A 24,507-nucleotide genomic window follows, 5' to 3' on the forward strand; every position below is an offset into this window, starting at 1 on the left:
CTCCATGAACAACATGACCGACATGCGCGAGGAGCTCGACGTCAAGCTGCTGCTGGCCACCCTGATGGCGCTCAAGAAAGGCGATTTCACGGCCCGCATGCCGTCCGACTGGACCGGCATCTCCGGCAAGATCGCCGACACGCTCAACGACCTGATCGAAACCAAGGAGAAGATGGTCAAGGCCGTGGTGGAGGTGAGCCGGGTGGTGGGACGCGAGGGCCGCCTGACGCAGCGCGCCGCCGTGCCCAATGTGGTGGGCGGCTGGGCCACCATCATCAGCTCCGTCAACACGCTGATCGACGACCTGGTGCGCCCCACCACGGAGATGGCGCGCGTGATCGGCGCCGTGGCCAAGGGCGACCTGTCGCAGACCATGGCGCTGGAGGTGGACGGCCACCCGCTCAAGGGCCAGTACCTGCGGGCCGCCACCACGGCCAACACCATGGTCGAACAGTTGTCGTCGTTCTCGTCCGAGGTCACGCGCGTGGCGCGCGAGGTGGGCACCGAGGGCAAGCTCGGTGGCCAGGCCCAGGTGAAGGGCGTGGCCGGCACCTGGAAGGACCTGACCGACTCCGTGAACTCGATGGCCGGCAACCTCACCTCGCAGGTGCGCAACATCGCCGAGGTGACCACCGCCGTGGCCAACGGCGACCTGTCCAAGAAGATCACGGTGGACGTGCGCGGCGAGATCCTGCAGCTCAAGGACACCATCAACGTGATGGTGGACCAGTTGCGCTCATTCGCCTCCGAGGTCACGCGCGTGGCGCGCGAGGTGGGCACCGAGGGCAAGCTCGGTGGCCAGGCCTACGTGCCCGGCGTGGGCGGCACCTGGAAGGACTTGACCGACAACGTGAACTTCATGGCCTCCAACCTCACGGGCCAGGTGCGCAACATCGCGGCCGTGACGACGGCCGTGGCCAACGGCGACCTGTCGAAGAAGATCACGGTGGACGTGAAAGGCGAGATCCTGGAGCTGAAGAACACCATCAACGTGATGGTGGACCAGTTGTCCTCGTTCGCCTCCGAGGTGACGCGCGTGGCGCGCGAGGTCGGCACCGAGGGCAAGCTCGGCGGCCAGGCGCAGGTGAAGGGCGTGGCCGGCACCTGGAAGGATTTGACCGACTCCGTGAACTCGATGGCCGGCAACCTGACGGGCCAGGTGCGCAACATCGCCGACGTGACCACGGCCGTGGCCAACGGCGACCTGTCGAAGAAGATCACGGTGGACGTGAAGGGCGAAATCCTGGAGCTGAAGAACACCATCAACGTGATGGTGGACCAGCTGAACTCCTTCGCCTCGGAGGTGACGCGGGTGGCGCGCGAGGTGGGCACCGAGGGCAAGCTCGGCGGCCAGGCCAACGTGCCCGGCGTGGCCGGCACGTGGAAGGACCTGACGGACGGCGTGAACTCCATGGCCGGCAACCTGACGGGCCAGGTGCGCAACATCGCCGACGTGACCACGGCCGTGGCCAACGGCGACCTGTCCAAGAAGATCACGGTCGACGTGAAGGGCGAGATCCTGGAGCTGAAGAACACCATCAACGTGATGGTGGACCAGCTGTCCTCGTTCGCATCGGAGGTGACGCGGGTGGCGCGCGAGGTCGGCACCGAGGGCAAGCTCGGTGGCCAGGCCTACGTGCCCGGCGTGGGCGGCACGTGGAAGGACTTGACCGACAACGTGAACTTCATGGCCTCCAACCTCACGGGCCAGGTGCGCAACATCGCGGCCGTGACGACGGCCGTGGCGCGCGGCGACCTGTCCAAAAAGATCACGGTGGACGTCAAGGGCGAGATCCTGGAGCTGAAGGACACCATCAACGTGATGGTGGACCAGCTGTCCTCGTTCGCCTCGGAAGTGACGCGGGTGGCGCGCGAGGTGGGCACGGAGGGCAAGCTCGGCGGCCAGGCCAACGTGTCGGGCGTGGCCGGCACGTGGAAGGACTTGACCGAGAACGTCAACCAGCTGGCGGCCAACCTGACCAACCAGGTGCGCGCCATCGCCGAGGTGGCGACGGCCGTCACGCGGGGCGACCTGTCGCGTTCGATCCAGGTGGAGGCGCGCGGCGAGGTGTCCTACCTGAAGGACAACATCAACGAGATGATCCGCAACCTGAAGGACACCACCCTCAAGAACGCCCAGCAGGACTGGCTGAAGACCAACCTGGCCCGCTTCACCCGGCTGCTGCAGGGCCAGCGCGACCTGCAGGCCGTGACCAAGCTGATCCTGTCGGAGCTGGCGCCGCTGGTGTCGGCCCACCACGGCGTGTTCTACATGATGGACTCGCAGGAGCGCGACGCCCGGCTGCGCATGATCGCCAGCTACGGCTACCGCTCCAGCCGCAGGCTGCCCACCTCCTTCCTGCCCGGCGAAGGCCTGGTGGGCCAGTGCGCGCTGGAGAAGGCGCGCATCTGGCTGACGGACGTGCCGCGCGACTATATCGTCGTCTCCTCCGGCCTGGGGGCGGCGCCGCCCACCAACATCGTGGTGCTGCCCATCCTGTTCGAACAGCAGGTCAAGGCCGTGATCGAGATCGCCTCGCTGGACCGCTTCACGGAAACCCACCTGTCCTTCCTCGACCAGCTGATGGAGTCGATCGGCGTGGTGCTCAACACCATCGAGGCCAACAGCCGCACGGAATCGCTGCTGACCCAGTCGCAATCGCTGGCGCAGGAGCTGCAGCAGACCAACCAGGAGCTGGCCGAGAAGGCGCGCCTGCTGTCGGAGCAGAACATCGAGGTCGAACGCAAGAACCGCGAAGTGGAGCAGGCCAAGCTGGCGCTGGAGGAGAAGGCCACCCAGCTGGCGCTGTCGTCCAAGTACAAGTCCGAGTTCCTGGCCAATATGTCGCACGAATTGCGCACCCCGCTCAATTCGCTGCTGATCCTGGCCCAGCAACTGGGCGACAACCCGGAGGGCAACCTGTCGGGCAAGCAGGTGGAGTTCGCCAAGACCATCCACGGCTCCGGCTCCGACCTGCTGACGCTGATCAACGACATCCTCGACCTGTCGAAGATCGAGTCGGGCACCGTCACGCTGGACGTGTCCGAATACCGCTTCCAGAACCTGCGCAACTACGTCGACCGCACCTTCCGCCACATGGCCGAGGCCAAGCACCTGTCGTTCAGCGTGGAGCTGCACGAGGCCCTGCCCACGGCCATGATGACCGACACCACGCGCCTGCAGCAGGTGCTCAAGAACCTGCTGTCGAACGCGTTCAAGTTCACCAACCACGGCCAGGTGTCGCTCACCATCAGCCTGGTCACCAGCGGCTTCACCAGCGACCACCCCAACCTGCTGCACGCGGACGCGGTGCTGGCCTTCGCCGTCAGCGACACCGGCGTGGGCATCGCGGCCGACAAGCTGCAGCTGATCTTCGAGGCCTTCCAGCAGGCCGACGGCTCCACCGCCCGCAAGTACGGCGGCACGGGCCTGGGGCTGTCGATCTCGCGCGAGCTGGCGCGCCTGCTGGGCGGCGAGATCCGGGTCGAAAGCGTGGTCGGCGCCGGCTCCACGTTCACCCTGTTCCTGCCCTATAACCGGGCCGGCTTCGTCAACTACGACATGGGGCGCCAGCCGCAGGTGCGCCTGCCCTCGCCGCCGCCGCAGGTCATCGTCGCCCCGCGCCCCCAGGCCGGGCATGACGGCGCGGAGTCCGATGGCGCCGGCCGCGACGACGAGCTGCCGGCGGACCACGACCTGGCCGGCTACAACGCCAGCGGCGACGACCGCAGCCTGGTCGCGGCCGGCGACCCGTCGGTGCTGATCGTGGAGGACGACGAGCGCTTCGCCAAGATCGTGCTCGACTTCGCGCGCGAGAAGAACTTCAAGGCCATCGTCACCCGCCAGGGCGACTCGGCCCTGAGCCTGGCGCGCGACTACCTGCCCTCGGCCATCCTACTCGACATCGACCTGCCCGACATCGACGGCTTCACGGTGCTGGACCGCCTCAAGCGCGACCCCAGCACGCGCCACATCCCCGTGCACGTGATGTCGAGCCTGCGCGAACGGGAGCGGGCGCTGCGCCAGGGCGCCATCTCGTACATGAACAAGCCGGTCGGCAAGGAGGCGCTGCAGGAGGAGTTCGGCCGCATCCAGAAATTCCTGTTGGGCGGCAAACGCAGCCTGCTGGTGGTGGACGACGAGCAGCCGCAGCGCGACGCCATCGTGGCCCTGATCGGCGACACCGACCTGCGCATCGTCGCCGTCGACACGGGCCAGGCCGCGCTGGCGGCGCTGCGCGAGTCCCATTTCGACTGCATGGTGCTGGACCTGACGCTGCCCGACATCAGCGGCTTCGACCTGCTCGACCGCATCGGCAAGGACCCCGAGCTGCGCGACCTGCCGATCGTGATCAACACGGCCAAGGATCTCAACCGCAAAGAGGTGGCCAAGCTCAAACGCTACGCCAAGACCATCGTCGTCAAGGACGCCCGTTCGCCCGAACGCCTGCTGGACGAGACGGCGCTGTTCCTGCACCGCTCGCAGGCCAGCCTGCCCGAGGCGCAGCGCCGCATGCTGGAGGAAATCCACGCCGCCGAGGGCGGACTGGCCGGACGCAAGGTGCTGATCGTGGACGACGACCTGCGCAACATCTTCGCCCTGTCCTCGCTGCTGGAGCGCCAACAGATGCAGGTGTCGTTCGCCGAGAACGGGCGCGACGGCATCGAAGTGCTGGAGAAGGACCCGACCATCGAGATCGTCCTGATGGACATCATGATGCCGGAGATGGACGGCTACGACACCATGCGTGCGATCCGGCGCATCCCCAAGTTCAAGTCGCTGCCCATCATCACGCTCACGGCCAAGGCCATGAAGGGCGACCGCGACAAATGCATCGCCGCCGGCGCCTCGGACTACATCACCAAGCCGGTGGACGTGGCGCAGCTGCTGTCGCTGATGCGGGTCTGGCTGCACTGATGGCGGCCGTCATGGGAGCGAACCATCCCGCCGCCCGCCTGCCCAGCGCGCCGGCCGTGGAGGAACTGGAACTGGCGCTGCTGCTCGAAGCGCTGGTGCAAGGCCATGGCTACGACTTCCGCGGCCACGAGCGGGCCATCCTGCGGCACAAGCTGGACGCCGTGATGACGCAACTGGGCGCGCGCACCATCTCGTCGTTGCAGGACATGGTGCTGCACGATCCGGGCGCCGTGAACGCCTTGCTGCGGGCGCTGCACGTGCCGCCGGCGCGCCTGTTCGACGACGCGCAGGAGGTGGCGCAGCTGCGCACCGTGCTCGACGCCAGCCTGCGCGGCGCGGCCCTGCCCAAGGTGTGGCTGGCCGACTGCGCCGGCGCCATGCAGGCGTGGACGCTGGCCATCCTGCTGCGTGAACGGCAGTTGGATGCCCACACGGAGATTTTCGCCACCGTCCCCAGCGACGAACAACTGGCCGAGGCGCAGGACGCCAGCCTGGCGCTGGCCGAGCTGCCGGCGCTGCAGGAGGATTACGTCCGCTGCGGCGGCCAGGGCGCGCTGCGCGACCACTTCACCGTCCAGGGCGACCGCGCCGTGCTGCTGCCCCAGCTGCGCAGCCGCATCACGTGGGCCCAGTACAACCTGGTGACGGACGCCTCGTGCAACGAGTTCCAGCTCATCGTGTGCCGCCGCGCCCTGCCCGACTTCGGCCCCATGCTGCGGCGCCGCGTGCTGCGCCTGTTCCACGACAGCCTGGCCCCGTGCGGTGTGCTCGGTCTGGACCGCCCGTTCGACGCCGACGACCCGCTGGCCGCCAGCTACCGGCCGCTGTCGTCGCAGCAAACATGGTACAAGCACATGGGAGACCAGCGGGGGCCGATCCGGCCGGTCCATGCCAGTTTCAAGCAATCCTAAAAATGAAATACGTCAGGCGCTTATCGACCCGACGCCAGGGTTGGCAATGGCCGGCCTTTCCGCGTTAATCGCCTGTCTTTTCAACAGGCGCGCCCGGACGGGGATGGAGGTCAATGTCAGGGCTGCACCAGCGAGAACGTCGGTGATGTAATGGCCACCGACCACCGGCGTGGAAAGCAGGACCGCAATATTCAATGGCACGATAATCAACGCCAACGGCGTTTTGCGTACCGCCCAGGACAGCAATATTGCCATCACAGTGTGGACCGACGGTGCCGACACGAGTCCCTGCATCGCGTTCAAATCGATAAGACGCATTGAGCCAGCCCGTAGCAACTCAAAATGGGACCACCCCGATATATCTGTATGAATTTTTGCGGCATAGAATTTCGGCGCACCCGCCGCCGGAATGAAGATGGACACGAAGATGGAAATAGCGAACAGCGCCGCCGTCAGTTCAAGAAACTCCCTGACTCTGGCCTGGCGCCTTGTCACACACAGATAAATGACGATCAGCCACGATTGCTTTGCCAGGCTGTCGTATGCGGCAACAATTATGCGGTTGAACGTGTCGTGGGAGACTGACCACCGATAATAGTCGACCCAACTAAAGGCGAGGAACTGATCGCATTCGGCCAGTGTCTGATCAACCAGGCTGAAATGCGCCGAAATAGCCAGGTAGCTGAAGACGGCGGCCACTCGCGCAAGCACCAGTGAAAATACCACGGACTCGCAGAGTGTCAACAGCAGCTCGTCCTCGCGGTAGCGTTTAATGGAAAGCGGCGCCGCGAATACAGTCGCAAGAAAAAGCGGCCCGACCAGGCTTCCTTGCTGAAGGTGCCAGCCATTGATAAACATCCACACGATATCGAGACCGGCCATCGCAACAAGCACTGACCACTTGAAATCCAGCTTCCACAACGCCGCGGCAGATCTGTTCATCCGAAGTCCCCGATATCATGTTCCGGCATGCCCGGCGGCCAATCAGCTCGCCGCCGCGCTGGGCCGCTCCGCGATGCGGTCGCGCCACGCCTGCAGATGCGGCATGCCCTCCTCGCCGGGACGGAACTTCATCAGGCCGCGCGCGAACTCCAGCGCGCAGAAGGCCGTGATGTCGGCGATGGTGAAGCGGGCGCCGGCCACGTAGGGCTGGCCGGCCAGGGTCTGGTCCAGCCAGCGCGCCACGTCGCGCATCTTGTTGCCCTCGGACGCGCCGAACTCGGGGAACTGCGGTTGTTCCAGCTTGGCCAGCCCGGGATGGGTGTGGCGGATGCAGTTGGCGATGCCGGCGAACAGGCGCAGCTCCACGCGCCGGTCGGCCATCTCGATGAAGGCGCGTTCCTCGTAGCCTTCGCCCATCAGGTTCGGCTCGGGCGCGTAGCCTTCGAGCCAGGTGCAGATGGCGCGCGTTTCGCACAGCATGCGGCCGTCGTCCAGTTCCAGCGCCGGCACCTGCGCCAGCGGATTCCTGGCCCGGAACTCGGCGCTCTTATGCTCGTTGGTGGACAGGTCGATCATCACTTCCTCGATGCCCTCGATGCCCTTCTCGGCGATGAACATGGCGACGCGGCGCGGGTTGGGCGCGCGGAATGCGGTGTACAACTTCATTGTCAAACTCCTTGTTCGCGGGATTGTCCGGTTTCCAGCATCTTCCTCGCCTCGGCGGCGAACTGCTGGGCTTTTTCGTCGCTGGCCGTGCGGTCCAGTTGCGACGGCGGCAACTGGATGCCGCGCCGCACGGCCGGCCGTTCGGCCACCATGGCCAGCCAGCGCGTCAGGTGCGGCAGATCGTCGGTCGGCACGCCGGACCAGTTGTGGGTGCGCACCCAGGCCCAGTTGGCGATGTCGGCGATCGAATAGTCGCCGGCCAGGTATTCATGCTCCTTCAGGTGGCCGTCGAGCACGCGGAACAGCCGCTTGCTCTCGCCCTGGTAACGGTCGATGGCCGGCTGTATCTTCTCGGGGAAGTAGCGGAAGAACACATTGGCCTGGCCCATCATGGGGCCGATGCCGCCCATCTGGAACATCAGCCACTGCATCACCAGCGAGCGGCCCTTGGGGTCGGCCGGCATCAACCGGCCCGTCTTCTCGGCCAGATAGACCAGGATGGCGCCCGATTCGAACACGGCGAAATTGTCGGCCGCGCGGTCCACGATGGCCGGGATGCGGCCGTTCGGATTGATGGCGAGGAACCACGGCTGCTTCTGTTCGCCCTGCGACAGGTCGAGCGCATGCAGCGTGTAGGGCAGTTCCAGTTCCTCCAGCGCGATGGAGATCTTGTGGCCGTTCGGTGTGGCGGCCGTGTACAGGTCGATCATGGCGGCGTCCTTCCTCGTCATTGAGCAGCTGCGATCATAGCGCCATTTGGCGGCCGGCGCATGTGGTCGCATTGACAAGCATGCGCTTTGCCCGTAGATTGCCGCTACACTCCTCCCCACACCCGACTCCACAAGATAAAGGGCACAGCATGCAACGCAGCTTGATCTCCCTGGCGATCCTCACGATGTTCGCCACGCACCCGTATTCCGCCATGGCGGCCGACACCGCCCCCGCCAAAGCCGGCGCCACAGCCAACGAGGTCACCACCCAGCTGCCGCGCAATGCCAGCCCCACCCATTACGCCCTGTCTATCGCGCCGGACGCCGAGCACGGCACCTTCAGCGCCAGCGTCACTATCGCGCTCGACATCCGCCAGCCCGGCACCAGCCTCACGCTCAACGCCGTCGACCTGGACTTCGCCAGCGCCGCCATCAGCGCCGGCCCGGGCCAGGCGCCGCTGGCCGCCAGCGCCATCACCACCAACGCCGAGCAGCAGACCGTCACGCTGAACTTCGGACGCGAACTGGCGCCGGGCAGCTACCAGTTGCAACTGGCCTACCATGGCAAGATCAGCACCCAGCCGGCCGGCCTGTTCCAGCTCGACTATCCGAACGGCGGCGCCCAGCGGCGCGCCCTGTACACGCAGTTCGAGAATTCGGACGCGCGCCGCGTGCTACCCTGCTGGGATGAACCGAACTACAAGGCCACGTTCGCGCTGGAGCTGACGGCGCCGGCCGGCCAGACCGCCATCTCCAACATGCCGCTGGCCTCGTCCAGCACCCTGCCCGACGGCCGCCAGTTGCTGCGCTTCGCCACCACGCCGCGCATGTCGACCTATCTGCTGTTCTTCAGCCTGGGCGAATTCGACCGCGCCACCACCCGCGTGGGCGCCACGGAACTGGGCGTCGTGACCCAGAAGGGCAAAGTGGAGCAAGCCCGCTTCGCGCTCGACGCCAGCGCCGCCGTGCTGCGCGAATACAACGACTACTTCGGCCTGCCCTACCCGCTGCCCAAGCTCGACAACGTGGCCGCCCCCGGCCGCAGCCCGTTCTTCGGCGCGATGGAGAACTGGGGCGCCATCTTCTCGTTCGAGAACGCCATGCTGCTCGACCCGGCCATCTCGACCCAGGCCGACAAGGAGGAAGTGTTCATGGTGGCGGCGCACGAGATCGCCCACCAATGGTTCGGCGACCTGGTCACCATGCGCTGGTGGGACGACCTGTGGCTCAACGAGGGCTTCGCCAGCTGGATGGAGAGCCGCACGACGGCGCGCCTGCATCCGGAATGGCAGACCGGCTTCAGCGCCGTCGAGTCGCGCGAACACGCGATGGCGCAGGACGCGCTGTCCACCACCCACCCCATCGTGACCCACATCGAGACGGTGGAGCAGGCCAACCAGGCGTTCGACGGCATCACCTACCAGAAGGGCGAAGCCGTGATCCGCATGCTGGAGAACTATGTGGGCGAGGATGCCTGGCGGGCCGGCGTGCGCAACTACATGCGCCGCCACGCGCACGGCAACACGGTGTCGGACGACCTGTGGCGCGAGATCGAAGGCGCGGCCCACAAGCCGGTGCGCGCCATCGCCCACGACTTCACGCTGCAACCGGGCGTGCCGCTGATCCGCGTGCAGGACGCCGTTTGCCGCAACGGCAGCACCACCGTCACGCTGTCGCAGGGCGAATTCTCCAAGGACCGCCTGGACAAGGCGCCGCTGACCTGGCAAGTGCCCGTCATCGCCCAGACCATGGGCCACGCCAGCGCGCGCGCCATCGTCAGCGGCAAGCGCGCCAGCATGACGGTGCCCGGCTGCGGCCCGCTGCTGGTCAACGCCGGCCAGGCCGGCTACTACCGCACGCTGTACGCGCCCAAGGCCTTCGAGCAGCTGGCCGGCCAGTTCGCCACGCTGGCGCCGATCGACCAGCTGGGCCTGCTGACGGACAGCTGGTCGCTGGGCATGGCCGGCCTGTATCCGGCCACCCGTTTCCTCGACCTGGCCAGCCGCGCCCCGCTCGACGCGGCGCCGCAGGTCTGGGGCATGATCGCCCAGATCTACGCCGACATCGACGAACACTACGCCGGCAGCGCGCAGCGCCGCGCCGTCTTCGACCAGTACGCGCGCGCCCGCCTGGCGCCCGTGCTGGCGCGCACCGGCTGGGACGCGGCGCCCGGCGAGGCCACCTCCGTGGCCAACCTGCGCACCGAACTGATCGCCGCCCTCAGCGCCCTGGGCGACGCCGGCACCATCGCCGAGGCGCGCCGCCGCTTCGCGTCCAGCGACCCGGCGGCCATGCCGGCCGCCATCAAGCTCACCGTGCTGGGCGTGGTGGCGCGCCATGCGGACGCCGCCACCTGGGAGCGCCTGCACCAGATGGCCAAGGCGGAGACGTCGGCCATGCTGCGCACCGAGCTGTATCTGCTGCTCGGCGCAACGGAGGACGCGGCCCTGGGCCAGCGCGCGCTCGACCTGGCCCTGAGCGGCGAGCCCGGCGCCACCGACAGCGCCGCCATGATCTCGCGCGTGGCCGTGCGCCATCCTGAGCTGGCGTTCGACTACGCCACGGCCCACCGTGAACAGGTCGAGGGCAAGATCGACGTGGCCTCGCGCAGCCGCTACTTCCCGCGCCTGGCCAGCCGCTCGGCCGATCCGGCCATCATGGACAAGCTGACCGCCTTCGCCAAGGCCCATCTGCCGGCCGGCGCCCAGGGCGACGCGACGGCCACCGTGGCCGCGATCGCCTACCGCATCAAGGTGCGCCAGCGCAGCCTGCCGCAGATCGACAGCTGGCTGACGCGCGCGGCGCCCTGACCGGGAAAAAAAGAGGCCGGCAGCATCGTTCGATGGGCCGGCCTGAAACGCTGATTAAAGCGTAGGGATTTTCGGTTCCGGCGGACTGGGGCCGCCTGGAGAAATCTGTGCCGGAGACTGGAGTCCGGCAGCTCTGCGCCCGGTTGATGCCGTGCGCTACAGGTGTTACTTTGCCACCGATCGGCAGGCGCAGGCTTAGGACTTGATTAAGGCAGTTGAATATTCGCCCCGCAGGGGACGGGATGGGCGCGGCGCGCCGGATGGGCGCGGGCAGGAAATTCTGGTGCCGGTGCTCGAGGCCACCGGCTAACCTGCTGAGTCGTGCTCTGTGAAATCCCGTGCCGGCTCGGACACGGCGACCAGCTCAAGCACGCTGGGACCAGCGGAAGGCATCATATCGGACCATTATGACGGCGGAATGACGGGCGGATATCCATTTGATGACATTTAAAACAACATTGCGTCGCCACCATCACGGATGGCCGGCGGCCCCGCTGCTGGCCAGTCTGCTGGCTTGTCTGCTGGCCGCCTGCGCCCCGGCCGGTTTGCAACGACCGGCCCCTGAAAGCGGCCCGCCGCCGGCCGCCGCGCCGGCGGCCGACTGGCGCGCGCCCTACCGGCAATGGCAGGCGGCGGGCCAGACCGTGCTGTCCATCGACGCGCAGCACTCGCTGATCACGGTGCTGGTGCGGCGCGGCGGCCCGCTGGCCCGCCTCGGCCACGACCACGTGGTGGCCATCCGCCAGTACGACGGCTACGTGGCGCCGGCCCACCAGCGCGCCGACTTCCAGTTCCGGCTCGACCAGATGACGGTGGATGAGGCCGACTTGCGCACGCAAGCGGGCCTCACACCGCAGCCCTCGGCCGACGCCATCGCCGGCACCCGCCACAACATGCTGGCGCGCGTGCTGGACGCCGACCATTTCCCGCTGGTGCACGTGCACGCCGCGCGCAGCGACGACGGGCGATTGCAGGTCGACGTCACGCTGCATGGCGTCACCCGCACGCTGCCCGTGCAGGCGCGGCCCGAGGCGGACGGCGACGGCCTGCGCGTGCGGGGCGAGGTGACGCTCAAGCAGACGGATTTCGGCCTGGTGCCGTTCGCCGTCATGGGCGGGGCCCTGGCCGTGCAGGATGAACTGGCGCTGCGCTTCGACTTGCGGGCGCGCTGAAACCCCGTCCGCCACGGTCAAAAAAAATGCCCGCTCCCCTGGTTGCCAGGAGGCGGGCGAAAGTTTCAAATCGGGAGAGACTTGAAAGAGCAAGTCCATTGTGGCAGCGCAGCATGACGGCTTGATGACATCGCGCGCCATGCGCGCCACGGACGGCCGCGCCCCTCCCCGGCCGCTCAGCGGGCCACGATCAGGCGCACGCCCAGCCCGACGAAGATGGCGCCGGCGCCCCGGTCCAGCCACAGGCCGGCGCGCGGATGGCGGTTGATCCAGGCGCCGACGGTGCCCGAGAAATAGCCGAGCAGGCCGAACAGCAGGCAAGCCTGGGCCGTGAAGATCAGCCCCAGCTGCGCCGTCTGCCAGCTGGCGCCGCCGCGTTCGGCGACCACGAACTGGGGCAGGAACGACAGGAAGAACAGCACCACCTTGGGATTGATGCTGTTGGCGAACAAGCCCTTGGCGAACAACCTGCCCAGCGTCTCATCGGGCAAGGCGCCGCCGTCCACGCGCGCGCCGCCGCGGCTGCGCAAGGCGCCGATCCCCAGCCACACGAGATACAGGCCGCCGGCCAGCTTGAGGCCGCCAAACGCCAGCGGCGACGCCTTGATCAGCGCGCTCACGCCCAGCGCGGCCAGCACCGTGTGGCTCAGGCAGCCGAGCGCGCAGCCGAGGCCGAAAGCCATGCCCTGGCGCCGCCCGCGCGACATGCCCACGCCCAACACCATCAGGTTGTCCGGCCCCGGCGACACGGTGATCAGCAGCGCGGCCGCGAGAAAGGCGAAAAATTGTTCTGGAGCTATCAACACGGCGCGCACCTCGCGAAAAAACGAAAAGCGCCATGATACCTTCCGGCCGTCAATTCCCACCCAAAAATCCGCACACGGTGGCCGGCTGGCGCTGGTCGAAACGACAAGCGCTCGTTTAGAATGGGACGCAGTATGCTTGCCAAACTACAAACACCCTGCCGCAACGCCGGGCATGCACAAGGACCGCCATGAGCGATACCCCGTTTATTGTTCCCATGCTCAAGCAACTGGCCCGGCCCGATGGCGCGGCCACCCTGGCCGACCTGGCGCCGGCCGACACCCCCGTGGTGCGCCCGCTGGCGGCGGACGTGGTGGTCATGTACGCGATGGACCGGCCCAACCGCCTCGAATACATCACCCACAAGGCGTTCGAGCTCATGGGCATGGACCTGGACGCGCTGCACCGGCTGGCCGTGCGCAACCTGCCGCGCTGCCTGGACCGTATCCAGCTGCACGACTGCGGCGACGGCGTGATCGGCATCTCGGCCGGCGGCACCTTCGAGGCCAGCCTGCTGCTGCTGGACGAACTGTGGCCGCGCCTGGCGCCGCACCTGCCCGGCCAGCCGCTGGCGGCCATTCCGTCGCGCGACCTGATCTTCATCATCGGATCGGCGCAACCGCGCGCGTACGAGCTGATCGCGGCGCGGGCCCGCACCCCGCTGGCCGACCGCCGCCACGCGCTGTCCACCGCCGTGTTCATCCGCCAGGGCAACGGCTGGAGCGCCTATAACAACTGAGAACAACTAAGAACAACTGAGGCAACCGAGGCGGCCGAGCCGCCGACCAGGAGAAAAACGACATGGCCAACCGCACCCTCACGCTGGACGACCCGCTCTATCAATACGTGCTCGACCACTCGATCCGCGAGCATCCGGCCCAGACGGCGCTGCGGGCCGCCACGGCGTCCCATCCGCTGTCGCGCATGCAGATCTCCCCCGAGCAGGGGCAATTCATGGCCTTGCTCGTGAAACTGATGGGCGCACGCCGCACGCTGGAAATCGGCGTGTTCACGGGGTACAGCGCGTTGTCGGTGGCGCTGGCCCTACCCGCGCACGGGCGCATGCTGGCCTGCGACCTGAACGACGAATACACGCAGATCGGCCAGCCATACTGGGAACAGGCCGGCGTGGCCGGCAAGATCGAACTGTGCCTGGGCCCGGCGCTGGCCACGCTGGACGCCAGGCTGGCCGCCGGTGAAGCGGGACAGTATGATTTCGCCTTCATCGACGCCGATAAGGTCAGCTACGACGGTTATTATGAGCGTTGTCTGCAGCTGGTGCGCGGTGGTGGCCTGATCGCCATCGACAACACGCTGTGGGGCGGCCAGGTGGCCGCGCCCGCCACCACGGCGGACACGGCGGCCCTGCAGGCGCTCAACATCAAGCTGCACGCGGACGCTCGCGTCGACCTGTCGCTGCTGCCGCTCAGCGATGGTCTGACGCTGGCGCGCAAGCGCTGACGGCGCGCCGGCACCGACAAGGCAACACGGGAAAGGATGGAAAAATGGGTCGCGACACGCGCGCCTGGGTACGCATGCCATCGGGCAAGCGCCTTGATTTGCTGGACCCCACGCCACTGGACTGGGACGATACGGACCTGGCGCTGGGCCTGGCCCGCACCTACCGCTGGGGCGGCCATTCACGCTGGGAGCTGCCGCTGTCGGTGGCCCAGCACTCGATCACCGTGATGCTGCTGCGGCGGGCCATGTCGCCGGCGCCGTTGCCGCCGGAAGTGGAACTGCGCGAGCTGATCCACGATGGCGACGAAGGCCTGATCGGCTTTGACTGCCTGAGCCCGCTCAAACCCTTCCTGGGCGAGCACTTCCAGCAGCTGAGCCAGCGGCTGCAGGACGCCGTGTTCCAGCGCTACGGCCTGCAACGGTGGACGGCCCAGGAATTCATCGCCCACAAGCGGGCCGACCGGGTGGCCGCCGCCAGCGAGGCCGTGCACGTGGTGGGCTGGTCGGAACAGGAGGTCAAACGCACGCTCAGGATCAACGAGCGGCCGCTGCACGACGATCCGCTGCTGGCCCAGTACGGCGGCGTGGCCTGGGAGCCGTGGCCGCCGCGGCTGGCGCAACAACGTTTCCTGGCGGAATTGCATCGGCTGGTCGCCGCCTGCGGGTGACGGGAATACCACAGGACGCACCTGTTTTCTCAGCTTTGGCGTCTAAGCGGGTGTTTCGCAAGCGTTTTTCGCAGATATCCACACCAACTGTGGATAACGTTGTGGGTAACCGCCCCTTGACAGGCCGCAAGGCCAGTATTGGCGCGGGTTTCAACAAAATGCCCGTTCCACAGGCAGAAAAAATAATCAATATAATCAATGGCTTATGCATTGTTAAATCGGGGCTAGCCGGCAATTTTCAAGTCACCGGAAAATATTTTTAATGCCAACCGGAAAACTTTTGCGACGCCGCCGGGAATCCTTTGACAAAACGCCGGGGCAGGAATAGTGTCACTCTAACTGCCGCAGTTCACAGGCGTTGCAGTACACTACGCGCCCCTCCTAGACTTGCCGTGAGAAATTGCATGGACGTGAATAACGACGACTCGACGAACTGGATGATCGAGGACGAGGTGGCGCCAGCCAAGCCGGCCGCCGCCCAGGCGCCTGCGCCGTGGCGCGTGCTGATCGTGGACGACGACGTCGATGTGCATGTGGTGACCAAGTTTTCTCTCAGTAATGCCTGCTTCATGGGCCGGCGCATCAGCTTCCTGCACGCCTACAGCGGCGAGGAAGCGTTGAGCGTGTTGCGCGCCAATCCCGACGTGGCGTTGGTGTTGCTCGATGTCATCATGGAGACCAGCGACGCCGGCCTGCGCGTGGCGCGCCAGATCCGCGACGCCCTCGGCAACCACCTGGTGCGCATCGTGCTGCGCACGGGCCAGCCGGGCCAGGCGCTCGAGCACAGCATCATCCTCGATTACGACATCAACGATTTCTGGTGCAAGACCGACCTGACCACGCGCAAGCTGTTCACGACGGTGATCTCGTCGCTGCGGGCCTACGCGGGTCTGGAAGCGGCCGAGCAGCGCAACCGCGCACTGCAATCGGAACTGAGCCAGGCGCGCCGCCTGCTGGCGGCGGTGGACCAGCATGCGCTGATCATGACGGTCAACGCGGCCGGCAAGATCGCCGACGTCAACGACAAATTGTGCGCCGCGCTGCACTTCGCGCCGGAACAGCTGCTGGGCCAGTCGCCGCGCATCCTGCACGCCGCGCCCTTCCCCCAGGACCAGCTGGACGACGCGCTGCAGGCACTCAAAGATGGCGAAGCATGGAGCGATGTGGTGACGGCCTACACGAGCGAAGGCCAGCCGCTGCGCCTGCGCACCACCGTCATGCCGGCCCTCGACGCGGGGGGCAGGACGGAAGCCTATGTCGTCGTCGCCAGCCTGATCTGACCGGGACGGCGCGCGATAACCACTGTTCGGGCATACAGTAGTGAATTGCTTTCATTTTCGTTCAATTTTCCCTGTACTTGCCCGCATCTTGCCGGCATCGTCACAGCGGCCCGCGCTAAGTCGCGGATTGTTAAGCACTTTTTCGGATATCCACAATGACTGTGGATATCTTTGTGGACAAACCCCTCTTGACAGCCCGAACAGCCTGTAGTGACGGGCCTTTCAACAAACTGCCTATCCAGCAGGCAAAAAATTACATCAATAAAATCAAGTACTTACAATCTCACCGATTGTCACAGTGAAAGTTACCGTAAAAAATCTTTTGCGGCTGTTTTGTGTATAACTGACGCTGCGGCCGGCCGCCCGGGAGCGGGGTCCGGGACTGTCGGCCCCGGCCCGGCGGAAAGGTTGGCGGCGGGAATGGCGGGAAAGGTCGATGCAGGATCAATGGCGGGATTTTCGTCGCTGTTCGGGGTGCAATAGCACACGTTCGATGATATGGGACTGGACATTGTTGGACTTCAGGTACTCGATCGCGCACATGGTGTTGAAACTGGCTTGCACCAGGATGCCGCGGTCGACGACATCGCGGCAGTGCTCGTCGGTTCTCGCTTGATACAGGTCAGCAGGCACGGACGAATCTGTGGGTTGCATGCTTAGCACGTTCATCGCAATCCTCTACTCGATTGTTGAATGGCGGCCAGCTCCTCATCTGACCGGGCGCCTGGCCGGCTGCCACCAACGAGTATTGGCCAGGATGCGCCAAAGTCAATGGCAGCTTTCTATCGTCATCGAATAAAATGTTTTTCCGGCAGCATGCGCCAACGACGCCGTTTTGTGCTACATCAAAGATGCTCCATGGCGTGCCGCGCGGCGCCCGGTCGCCTGTGCCACACGGCAATTCAACCGCCATGCCATAATGGCGCAATGAGCGCTCCACCTGTGCCGCAACGGCCCCGCCCCACATCGCTGACTGACCTGTTCGTGTCGTTTACCATGCTGGCCCTGCAGGGCTTTGGCGGCGTGCTGGCCGTCGTGCAGCGCGAGCTGGTCGATCGCAAGCGCTGGTTGAGCCAGGAAGAATTCATCGAAGAATGGGCCGTGGCCCAGATCATGCCCGGCCCCAATGTGGTCAACCTGTCCATGATGATAGGCGGGCGCTATTTCGGCCTGCCGGGCGCCATGGCCGCGCTGGCCGGCATGCTGACGCTGCCCTTGCTGCTGGTGTTGCTGCTGGCCCTGCTCCATTCCCATTTCGCCAACCATCCGGGCGTGGCCGGCGCGTTGCGCGGCATGGCGGCCGTGTCGGCCGGCATGATCGCGGCCACCGGCCTGAAGCTGACGTCGGCGCTGCGGCGCCACCCGTTGCCGCTGATGTGGTCGCTGACGATCGCCGCGCTGGGCGTGGTGTGCGTGGTGGTGCTGCACTGGCCGCTGATCTACACGCTGGCCTTGCTGGGCGGCCTCGGTTGCTGGCTCACCTACAGGAAGCTGCGCGCATGAACGCGCCGCTGCACCTGACCCTGGACTGGGCCGACTGGCTCAATCTGTTCGGCCATTACCTGATGCTGTCGCTGATGTCGATCGGCGGCGCGATTTCCACCACCGCCGAAATGCACCGCTTCCTGGTCGAGGAACATCACTGGCTCACGCAGTCGCAATTCAACGACTCGATCGCCATCGCCCAGGCGGCGCCGGGGCCCAATGTGCTGTTCGTGGCGCTGATGGGCTGGAACGTGGGCCTGAACGCCGGCAGCTACCTGGCGGCGCTGGCCGGGGTGCTCGTCACGATGACGGGCATCATGGTGCCCAGCACCACCATCACCTACCTGGCGGCACGCTGGGGCCACCAGAACCGCGAATTGCTGGGCGTGCGCGCCTTCAAGCAAGGCATGGCGCCGGTCGTGGTGGGCTTGATGATATCGGTGGGCATCATCCTGGGCAGCGCCCATGGCGACCTGGCGCTGGACTGGTCGCTGTGGCTGCTGTCGGTGGTGGCCGGACTGATCATCTGGCGCACGCGGATACACTTGCTGTGGCTGCTGGCCGCCGGCGCCGTGCTGGGCTGGTTCCAGCTGGTGTGAGGCGCCGGCGCGGGCCGCGCTTACTCCTTGACGGCTTCGACGGCGAAGGTCAGCGTCACGTCATCGCCGACGTAAGGCGCGTATTTGCCGGCGTTGAACTCGGTGCGCTTGATTTTGGCGACGGCGTTGGCGCCGCACGCTTCCTTCTTCAGCATCGGGTGCGGCATGCACATGAACGACGTCACCGTCAGCGTGACGGGCTTGGTCACGCCCTTGATGGTCAGGTTGCCGTCGACCGAGGCCAGCTTGTCGCCGTCGAAGTTGAACTTGGTCGACTTGTAGGTGATGGTTGGGTACTTGGCCGTGTCGAGGAAGTCCTCGCCTTGCAGGTGGCCGTTGAAGGTCGGATAGCCGGTGTCGACGGTTTTGGCGTCGATCGTCACGTCCACCGAGCCCGTCTTAGCGGCGCGGTCCAGCACGATCTTGCCCGTGGTGCTATCAAAACGGCTCAACTGCGTCGAATAACCGAAGTGGCTGTATTCGAAGCGCGAGAACGTGTGGGTGCTGTCCATGACGAACGTTTCCGGGGTGGCCGACGCGGCCAGGCTGAAACCGGCGGCGAACAACAGGGCGACTAACTTTTTCATTCCAAACTCCAGGTAAGCGGTGGTGAGCGGTCCGGATGGCGCAGCTCAAGTGTGACAGCAATTATGCGTTCCTGGCGTTTCGATGTAAAACGCAAAATATGGCGACTTATTATCGAAAAAATCGATCAATTGACGGAATCGCCCGGCAAGCTACCGGCTCAGCCCGGCTGACGTAAAATACCGCTCCAACGAACAAGAAACACGCCATGCATATCCTGCTCACCTTGCTTCTGGCCGGCCTCACAATGGTCGGGCCATTGGCGATCGACACCTATCTCCCCTCTTTCCCCGCCATCACCCGCGACTTCGACGCCACGCCGCTGGCCATCCAGCAGACGCTGAGCCTGTTCATGTTCTGCTTCGCGGCCATGATGCTGTTCTACGGCACGTTGTCGGACTCCTTCGGCCGCCGCCCCGTGATCCTGGCGTCGCTGCTGCTGTACATCGGCGCCTCCATCGGCGGCGCGCTGGCGCCGTCGCTGGGCGTGCTGCTGGTGTGCCGCGCATTGCAGGGACTGGCGGCCGGCGCCGGTTCCGTGGTGGGCCGGGCCATCGTGCAGGACCGTTTCGAAGGCGCGGAGGCGCAAAAGATCCTGTCGCACGTGATGATGGTGTTCGGCCTGGCGCCGGCCATCGCGCCCGTGCTGGGCGGCTGGCTGCAGGTGGGCCTGGGCTGGCGCGCCATCTTCTGGTTCCTGGCCGGCTTCGGGGCGCTGATGTTCGTGGCCGTGCAGCGCGCGCTGCCGGAAAGCCTGCCGCGCCAGTCGCGCCACCCGTTCCACCTGGGCGCGATCGCGGCCAACTACTGGAAAGTGCTGTGCCACGGCCAGTTCCTGCTGCTGTCGGTGGCCATCGGCCTGAGCTTTGGCGGCTTCGCGCTCTACATCGGCTCGGCCGCCTATTTCGTCATCGACATCCTGCATTTGCCCGAGACGGCCTTCGCGTGGCTGTTCGTTCCACTCATCAGCGGCATGGTGGTCGGCTCGGCGCTGGCCGCCAAATTTGCCCACCGCTACGCGCCGCGCACGCTGGTCTGGCTCGGCTACGCGCTGATGGCGCTGTCGGCGCTGGCCAACGTCGGCTACAACTATTACTACCCGGCCGCCGTGCCGTGGGCCGTGCTGCCGCTGTTCGTCTATTCGTTCGCGCTGGCGCTGGCCATGCCGCCGCTGACCATGATGGCGCTCAACCATTTCCCCGACCACCGCGGGCTGGCGTCGTCCATGCAATCGTTCATCCAGATGCTGCTGTTCGCGCTGGTGTCCGGCCTGGTGGCGCCGCTGCTGTTCGACAGCGCCTTCAAGCTCGCCTGCGGCGTGCTGGCGGGGCTGGTGGCCAGCCTGGCCGCATGGATGCTGGGCCGGCCCACGCGCGCCGCGCACTAAGACCGTTCAGGGCCACGGCGTCGGCGTCACGTCCTCGTACTGCGGTCCGCCTTCGGACGGCTCGGGCACCTGCTGGCCGGGCACCGGATGGCGGGCGTCGGCCAGGGCCAGGATTTCCTTGCGCGCCTCCACGAAATCGGCGCTCGACAGCGGGTGTTGCGCATCGGGCCAGTTGTCGATGGCCCACTGCTGCAGCGCCTCGAAGCGGCGCCACAATTCGCCGACGAACTGCCGGCGCTGGTCACTGTTATCCATCATTCCTCCGCTTGTGATGACGGCTTAATTACGGCTCAATATGTGGCAAACTGTCCTCACGACGGCACGCGACCGCGCGCGGGACACCGATGCGACCATCATAACGCAATCGCGCGCGGCGCCAGCGACGGCGGGCGCAATTTCCCTTGCGTGCCGGCCAGCAAGTAAAATAGCAATATGCAAGGGGCACTGCCGCCCGCCCCGCCACCACGGAACCGACGATGCGACTGACTTCTTTCACCGATTACACGCTGCGCACACTGCTCTATTTGAGCGCCCATCGGGATCGCCTGGTCACCATCCAGGATATCGCCGACGTGCACGCGATCTCCAAGAACCACCTGATGAAGGTGGTGTACCAACTGGGCCAGTCCGGCCTGGTGGAAACGGTGCGCGGGCGCAACGGCGGCCTGCGGCTGGGCCGCGAACCGGCCGAGATCAACATCGGCAAGCTGATCCGGGAAACGGAAACCGACTTCTACATGGCCGAATGCTTCGACCGTGACCATAACACCTGCCCGCTGACGGGCGAATGCCGCCTCAAATCCGCGCTGGGCCAGGCCACCCGCGCCTACCTCGACGTGCTCGACCGCCTCACCCTGCAGGACATGCTGCCCGGCGCCGCCCCACCGGCCGAAGGCGTGCCCGTCATCCTGCAGCGCCGCCCCTGAGCGCCCGCCCCGGCGACGCCAGCGACGCCAAGCCGGCGGCGCGCGTCCGCCGCTCCGGTCCGGCCATGCGCGGCGCCGGCGCCAGTCCTTCCAGCACCGCCTTCAGGCGCCGCAGCGCCTCGGCCGATTCGGCCGTCACCTGGCGCCGCACCCGCAACTGGTCCGCCAGCAGGAACAACAGGTTGGGCCGCGCATAATCGAACTGGCGCTCGAACAGCGTGCCGCCCTCGACCGCCGTGAGCCGGTAGCTGACCTTGCCGCTGCCGCCATCCTCGATCTTGCCGGTGATGGCCCAGCGCAGCGGCACCTGGCGTTGCACCACCGTCCAGCGCACCCGTCCCTGGTAGCCGGCCACGATGAAATCCTCATCCACCACCTCGCCCACCCGCAACGCATGGTCGGTCGCGCCCGCGACAGCCAGCGACGACGGATGCCAGCGCGGCCAGTTGGCCGGCGTGGTCACATAGTCGAACACGGCGCCCGGACTGCGGGCGATCACGGCGCTGGTGCGCACGGTGCCTGGCGGCAGCGGCAACGGCGCCAGCAACACGGCGCCCAGCGCCACCAGCAGGGCCACGCCGTACAAGGGAATGCGGCTCATCTTGCCTCCTGTCCGCCGGATGGCGCCGGCGCGCGCGCAACCGCCGCCACAGACGCCGGCCGCGTCGCCTCATTATAGCCACGCCGCGAACCGCTCACGCCGCCCAGCCGTTTTCGATTATCCTGAGCGTTGAGCGTTGAGCGTTGAACGTTGAGCGTTGAGCGCTGAATGTTGAGCGTTGAACGTTGAGCGCTGAATGTTGAGCGTTGAACGCTGAACGTCCCGGCGCAGGCACGCCACAGATACGACCGCGCCGCGATCGGCCAACCCAACCGGAATCCGCACTGCATGCACGCACCAAACATCGACCACCCGCAGCACCAGCGGCGCCAAGGCCATCAGCGCCGCCGGCCCAGTCTGCGCTACCAGCACCACCAGCACCACCGACACGAGCTGCCGCCAATCCGCCGCGCCGGCCGCCCTCGCATGACGGCGCCTGCCCTGCCGGGAGCGACGCCGTGAGCAGCTATCTGACGGCCACAGCGCAGGAGCGCCTGCACAGCGTATTCGACGCCGGCAGTTTCGCGCCCTTCGACGCGCCCGGTGCGCAGATGGCCAGCCCGCACCTGGCCCTGTTCAACCTGCCCGCCGTGCCCGACGACGGCGTGGCCGTGGGCCGGGCGACGCTGAACGGCGCGACAGTCTACGTGGCCGCGCAGGACGGCCGCTTCATGGGCGGCGCCGTGGGGGAGGTGCATGGCGCGCGGCTGACCGGCCTGCTGCGGCGCGCCGCCCGCGACCGGGTGGCGGCCGTCGTGCTGCTGATCGAATCGGGCGGCGTGCGCCTGCAGGAAGCCAACGCGGGTCTGATCGCCGTGTCCGAAGTGATGCGCGCGCTGTTCGACGCGCGCGCCGCCGGCGTGCCGGTGGTGGCACTGGTGGGCGGCGCGAACGGCGCGTTCGGCGGCATGGGCATCATCGCCTGCTGCGCCAATGTGGTGGTGATGTCGGCGCAGGCGCGGCTGGCCATGTCCGGCCCCGAGGTGATCGCGAGCACCAACGGCGTCGCGGAATTCGACCCGCGCGACCGCGCCCTGGTGTGGCGCACCACGGGCGGCAAGCACCGCCAACTGTTGGGCGACTGCCAGCGATTGGTGGCCGACGACATGGCGGCGTTCCGCCAGGCCGCGCACGAGGCCATCGCCATGTGCGCGGGCGGGCCGGTGGCATTGACGCTGGACGCGCTGGAACAGGAACAGCGGCTGCTGGCCGGCCGCATCGAGCGCTACGGCCAGCTGCGCGATCCTTTGGACATCTGGCGGGCGCTCGGCATGGGCGATGCGCAGCCGTTCCCCACCGGCGAACCGCAAGCCTTGAACGACGTCGCCGCGCCGCACCGCCGGGAGGCGCCATGATGGCGTGGAGCGATCTGGCGGCGGCCCTGTTCCCGCAAGGCCACGCGATCACGGAACAGGACGACTTCCTGAGCGGCACGGCGCAAGTGGACGGCCGGACGGTGGCCGTGATCGGCACCACGCGCCACGCGGAGATCGGGGTCGAGATCGCGCTGGCGCAAGCGCAAACCGTGCTGCGCACGGTGCGCGAGGCGCCGGGCCGTCCCATCGTGCTGCTGGTGGACACCCAGGGCCAGCGCCTGCGCCACCGCGACGAAATGCTGGGCATCCAGCGCTACATGGCGCACCTGGGCAAATGCCTGGAACTGGCGCGCCGGCACGGGCACCGCATCGTCGCGCTGGTGTATGACCAGGCGCTGTCGGGCGGCTTCGTCAGCAGTGGCCTGATGGCCGACGCCTGCTACGCCCTGCCCGACGCCGCCATCCGCGTCATGGGGCTGGCCGCGATGGCGCGCATCGCCAAAGTGCCGGAGGCGGTGTTGTCGGAACTGGCGCGCGACCATCCCGTGTTCGCGCCGGGGCCGGACAATTTTTGGCGCATGGGTGGTCTGGAAGCCATCTGGCACGGCGACCTGGCCGCCGCGCTGGCCGGCGCGCTGGCCCGGGCGCAGTCCACCGACGACCGCGCCGCGCTTGGCCTGGCGCGCGGCGGCAGGACCAGCGCTTATCCGGTGCTGGCGACCGTGCTGGGTGATGACGGCGCCGGCCCGGCCTGAGCGGCCGCCCGGCGATCAGAGCGCTAGCGGCGCTGGTGCTGCACGGCCCAGTTCACAATGTTGCTCGCGTCCATGGCGCCGGGTTGGCGCGCCACTTCGCGCCCTTGCTGGAACAGCGCCAGCGTGGGGATGCTGCGGATCGCATAGCGCGCGGCCAGCTCCTGCGCCTCCTCCGTGTTGAGCTTGACGACGCGGAAGGCCGGCTCCAGCCGCTGCGCCGCCTGTGCGTAGTGCGGCGCCATGGCGCGGCACGGCCCGCACCACGGGGCCCAGAAATCGACCAGCACGGGAATGTCGCTGCGTTCGATGTGCTTGAGGAAGCGGGCCGCCGGCAGTTCCAGCGGCTGGCCCGTGAACAGGGCGGCCTGGCACTTGCCGCACACGGGCTGCTGCTGCAACCGCGCCGCGGGCACGCGGTTGACGGCGTCGCAATGGGGGCAAACGATGTGCAGCGATGGGCTGGAGTCGGCGGTCATGGGCAGTGCCTTGTAAAAATGGTCAGGTGGCGATA

The 24,507-nt window shown here is 66.9% G+C and carries 24 protein-coding genes; 14 read left to right on the top strand and 10 right to left on the bottom strand.

All coding sequences use genetic code 11. The annotated features are described in order from the left end of the window. Positions 1–4 precede the first annotated feature (4 nt). Positions 5–4,918: a hybrid sensor histidine kinase/response regulator gene (locus AC1RQG_RS10105; RefSeq protein WP_493130844.1), complete on the top strand. Its 4,914-nt coding sequence runs from the start codon at positions 5–7 to the stop codon at positions 4,916–4,918. Positions 4,919–4,929: 11 nt separating this feature from the next. Beyond that, positions 4,930–5,829, top strand: a complete 900-nt coding sequence (locus tag AC1RQG_RS10110; protein ID WP_493130846.1) for a CheR family methyltransferase — start codon at positions 4,930–4,932, stop codon at positions 5,827–5,829. Between the two features lie 12 nt (positions 5,830–5,841). On the opposite strand, the gene AC1RQG_RS10115 is transcribed toward AC1RQG_RS10110, so the two are convergent. From AC1RQG_RS10115 to AC1RQG_RS10125, 3 genes are read right to left on the bottom strand one after another with little or no spacing between them, the layout of a single operon-like run. Next, positions 5,842–6,771 carry a phosphatase PAP2 family protein gene (locus tag AC1RQG_RS10115; RefSeq protein WP_493130848.1) on the bottom strand — a complete coding sequence of 310 codons (930 nt, stop codon included), beginning with the start codon at positions 6,769–6,771 and terminating at the stop codon, positions 5,842–5,844. A gap of 42 nt (positions 6,772–6,813) precedes the next feature. Continuing rightward, a complete protein-coding gene (locus AC1RQG_RS10120; RefSeq protein WP_493130850.1) occupies positions 6,814–7,437 on the bottom strand; it encodes a glutathione S-transferase family protein in 624 nt (207 codons plus the stop codon). A gap of 2 nt (positions 7,438–7,439) precedes the next feature. Continuing rightward, a complete protein-coding gene (locus tag AC1RQG_RS10125) occupies positions 7,440–8,147 on the bottom strand; it encodes a glutathione S-transferase family protein (protein ID WP_493131353.1) in 708 nt (235 codons plus the stop codon). Between the two features lie 149 nt (positions 8,148–8,296). Here AC1RQG_RS10125 and AC1RQG_RS10130 point away from each other — a divergent pair, with 149 nt between their 5' ends. Both AC1RQG_RS10130 and AC1RQG_RS10135 read left to right on the top strand, forming a co-directional pair. Beyond that, on the top strand, positions 8,297–10,957 hold the full coding sequence (locus AC1RQG_RS10130; protein WP_493130852.1) for a M1 family metallopeptidase: 2,661 nt from the start codon (positions 8,297–8,299) through the stop codon (positions 10,955–10,957). Between the two features lie 440 nt (positions 10,958–11,397). Next, positions 11,398–12,129, top strand: coding sequence for a YceI family protein (locus AC1RQG_RS10135; protein ID WP_493131355.1), 732 nt, complete (start codon positions 11,398–11,400; stop codon positions 12,127–12,129). 176 nt (positions 12,130–12,305) lie between these two features. On the opposite strand, the gene AC1RQG_RS10140 is transcribed toward AC1RQG_RS10135, so the two are convergent. After that, positions 12,306–12,935, bottom strand: coding sequence for a LysE family translocator (locus AC1RQG_RS10140; RefSeq protein ID WP_493130854.1), 630 nt, complete (start codon positions 12,933–12,935; stop codon positions 12,306–12,308). Positions 12,936–13,123: 188 nt separating this feature from the next. Here AC1RQG_RS10140 and AC1RQG_RS10145 point away from each other — a divergent pair, with 188 nt between their 5' ends. The 4 genes from AC1RQG_RS10145 to AC1RQG_RS10160 all read left to right on the top strand — a co-directional run bounded on the left by AC1RQG_RS10145 (position 13,124) and on the right by AC1RQG_RS10160 (position 16,342). Then, complete coding sequence (locus AC1RQG_RS10145) at positions 13,124–13,672, top strand: DUF1444 domain-containing protein (protein WP_493130856.1); 549 nt, start codon at positions 13,124–13,126, stop codon at positions 13,670–13,672. A 62-nt stretch (positions 13,673–13,734) separates the two neighbouring features. Further along, entirely contained in the window at positions 13,735–14,394 is a 660-nt protein-coding gene (locus AC1RQG_RS10150; protein ID WP_493130858.1) for a class I SAM-dependent methyltransferase, read from the top strand. 44 nt (positions 14,395–14,438) lie between these two features. Then, complete coding sequence (locus AC1RQG_RS10155; RefSeq protein ID WP_493130860.1) at positions 14,439–15,062, top strand: phosphohydrolase; 624 nt, start codon at positions 14,439–14,441, stop codon at positions 15,060–15,062. Between the two features lie 404 nt (positions 15,063–15,466). Next, the gene (locus tag AC1RQG_RS10160; protein WP_493130862.1) at positions 15,467–16,342 is read left to right on the top strand and encodes a PAS domain-containing protein; all 876 of its coding nucleotides are present in this window, start codon (positions 15,467–15,469) and stop codon (positions 16,340–16,342) included. 444 nt (positions 16,343–16,786) lie between these two features. Here the strand turns inward: AC1RQG_RS10160 and AC1RQG_RS10165 are convergent, their stop codons facing one another. After that, positions 16,787–16,996: a hypothetical protein gene (locus AC1RQG_RS10165; RefSeq protein ID WP_493130864.1), complete on the bottom strand. Its 210-nt coding sequence runs from the start codon at positions 16,994–16,996 to the stop codon at positions 16,787–16,789. A 273-nt stretch (positions 16,997–17,269) separates the two neighbouring features. Here AC1RQG_RS10165 and AC1RQG_RS10170 point away from each other — a divergent pair, with 273 nt between their 5' ends. Then, entirely contained in the window at positions 17,270–17,845 is a 576-nt protein-coding gene (locus tag AC1RQG_RS10170; protein ID WP_493130866.1) for a chromate transporter, read from the top strand. Then, positions 17,842–18,426: a chromate transporter gene (locus AC1RQG_RS10175; RefSeq protein ID WP_493130868.1), complete on the top strand. Its 585-nt coding sequence runs from the start codon at positions 17,842–17,844 to the stop codon at positions 18,424–18,426. Before AC1RQG_RS10170 ends, AC1RQG_RS10175 begins: the two co-directional genes overlap by 4 nt. A 20-nt stretch (positions 18,427–18,446) precedes the next feature. Here the strand turns inward: AC1RQG_RS10175 and AC1RQG_RS10180 are convergent, their stop codons facing one another. Next, positions 18,447–19,013 carry a YceI family protein gene (locus AC1RQG_RS10180; RefSeq protein WP_493130870.1) on the bottom strand — a complete coding sequence of 189 codons (567 nt, stop codon included), beginning with the start codon at positions 19,011–19,013 and terminating at the stop codon, positions 18,447–18,449. Between the two features lie 206 nt (positions 19,014–19,219). On the opposite strand from AC1RQG_RS10180, the gene AC1RQG_RS10185 reads away from it, so the two are divergent. Continuing rightward, on the top strand, positions 19,220–20,398 hold the full coding sequence (locus AC1RQG_RS10185) for a multidrug effflux MFS transporter (RefSeq protein ID WP_493130871.1): 1,179 nt from the start codon (positions 19,220–19,222) through the stop codon (positions 20,396–20,398). A gap of 6 nt (positions 20,399–20,404) precedes the next feature. Here the strand turns inward: AC1RQG_RS10185 and AC1RQG_RS10190 are convergent, their stop codons facing one another. Continuing rightward, the gene (locus AC1RQG_RS10190) at positions 20,405–20,656 is read right to left on the bottom strand and encodes a hypothetical protein (RefSeq protein WP_493130873.1); all 252 of its coding nucleotides are present in this window, start codon (positions 20,654–20,656) and stop codon (positions 20,405–20,407) included. A 218-nt stretch (positions 20,657–20,874) separates the two neighbouring features. Here AC1RQG_RS10190 and AC1RQG_RS10195 point away from each other — a divergent pair, with 218 nt between their 5' ends. After that, the gene (locus tag AC1RQG_RS10195; RefSeq protein ID WP_493130875.1) at positions 20,875–21,324 is read left to right on the top strand and encodes an RrF2 family transcriptional regulator; all 450 of its coding nucleotides are present in this window, start codon (positions 20,875–20,877) and stop codon (positions 21,322–21,324) included. On the opposite strand, the gene AC1RQG_RS10200 is transcribed toward AC1RQG_RS10195, so the two are convergent. Both AC1RQG_RS10200 and AC1RQG_RS10205 read right to left on the bottom strand, forming a co-directional pair. Further along, positions 21,302–21,925, bottom strand: coding sequence for an SRPBCC family protein (locus AC1RQG_RS10200; protein ID WP_493130877.1), 624 nt, complete (start codon positions 21,923–21,925; stop codon positions 21,302–21,304). The genes AC1RQG_RS10195 and AC1RQG_RS10200 overlap by 23 nt on opposite strands. A 117-nt stretch (positions 21,926–22,042) precedes the next feature. Then, complete coding sequence (locus tag AC1RQG_RS10205) at positions 22,043–22,315, bottom strand: hypothetical protein (RefSeq protein WP_493130879.1); 273 nt, start codon at positions 22,313–22,315, stop codon at positions 22,043–22,045. 68 nt (positions 22,316–22,383) lie between these two features. Between AC1RQG_RS10205 and AC1RQG_RS10210 the strand changes: the two genes are divergently transcribed. Both AC1RQG_RS10210 and AC1RQG_RS10215 read left to right on the top strand, forming a co-directional pair. Continuing rightward, positions 22,384–23,280 (top strand): biotin-independent malonate decarboxylase subunit beta, encoded by an 897-nt coding sequence (locus tag AC1RQG_RS10210; protein WP_493130881.1) that lies wholly within the window; start codon positions 22,384–22,386, stop codon positions 23,278–23,280. Beyond that, a complete protein-coding gene (locus AC1RQG_RS10215) occupies positions 23,280–23,996 on the top strand; it encodes a biotin-independent malonate decarboxylase subunit gamma (protein ID WP_493131357.1) in 717 nt (238 codons plus the stop codon). The genes AC1RQG_RS10210 and AC1RQG_RS10215 overlap by 1 nt, the downstream gene beginning before the upstream one ends. A 23-nt stretch (positions 23,997–24,019) precedes the next feature. Here AC1RQG_RS10215 and trxC read toward each other — a convergent pair whose 3' ends face one another. Next, positions 24,020–24,472 (bottom strand): thioredoxin TrxC, encoded by a 453-nt coding sequence (trxC, locus tag AC1RQG_RS10220; protein WP_493130883.1) that lies wholly within the window; start codon positions 24,470–24,472, stop codon positions 24,020–24,022. Between the last annotated feature and the right edge of the window lie 35 nt (positions 24,473–24,507).

This window comes from Rugamonas sp. GW822-FHT03B10 (assembly GCF_058801745.1).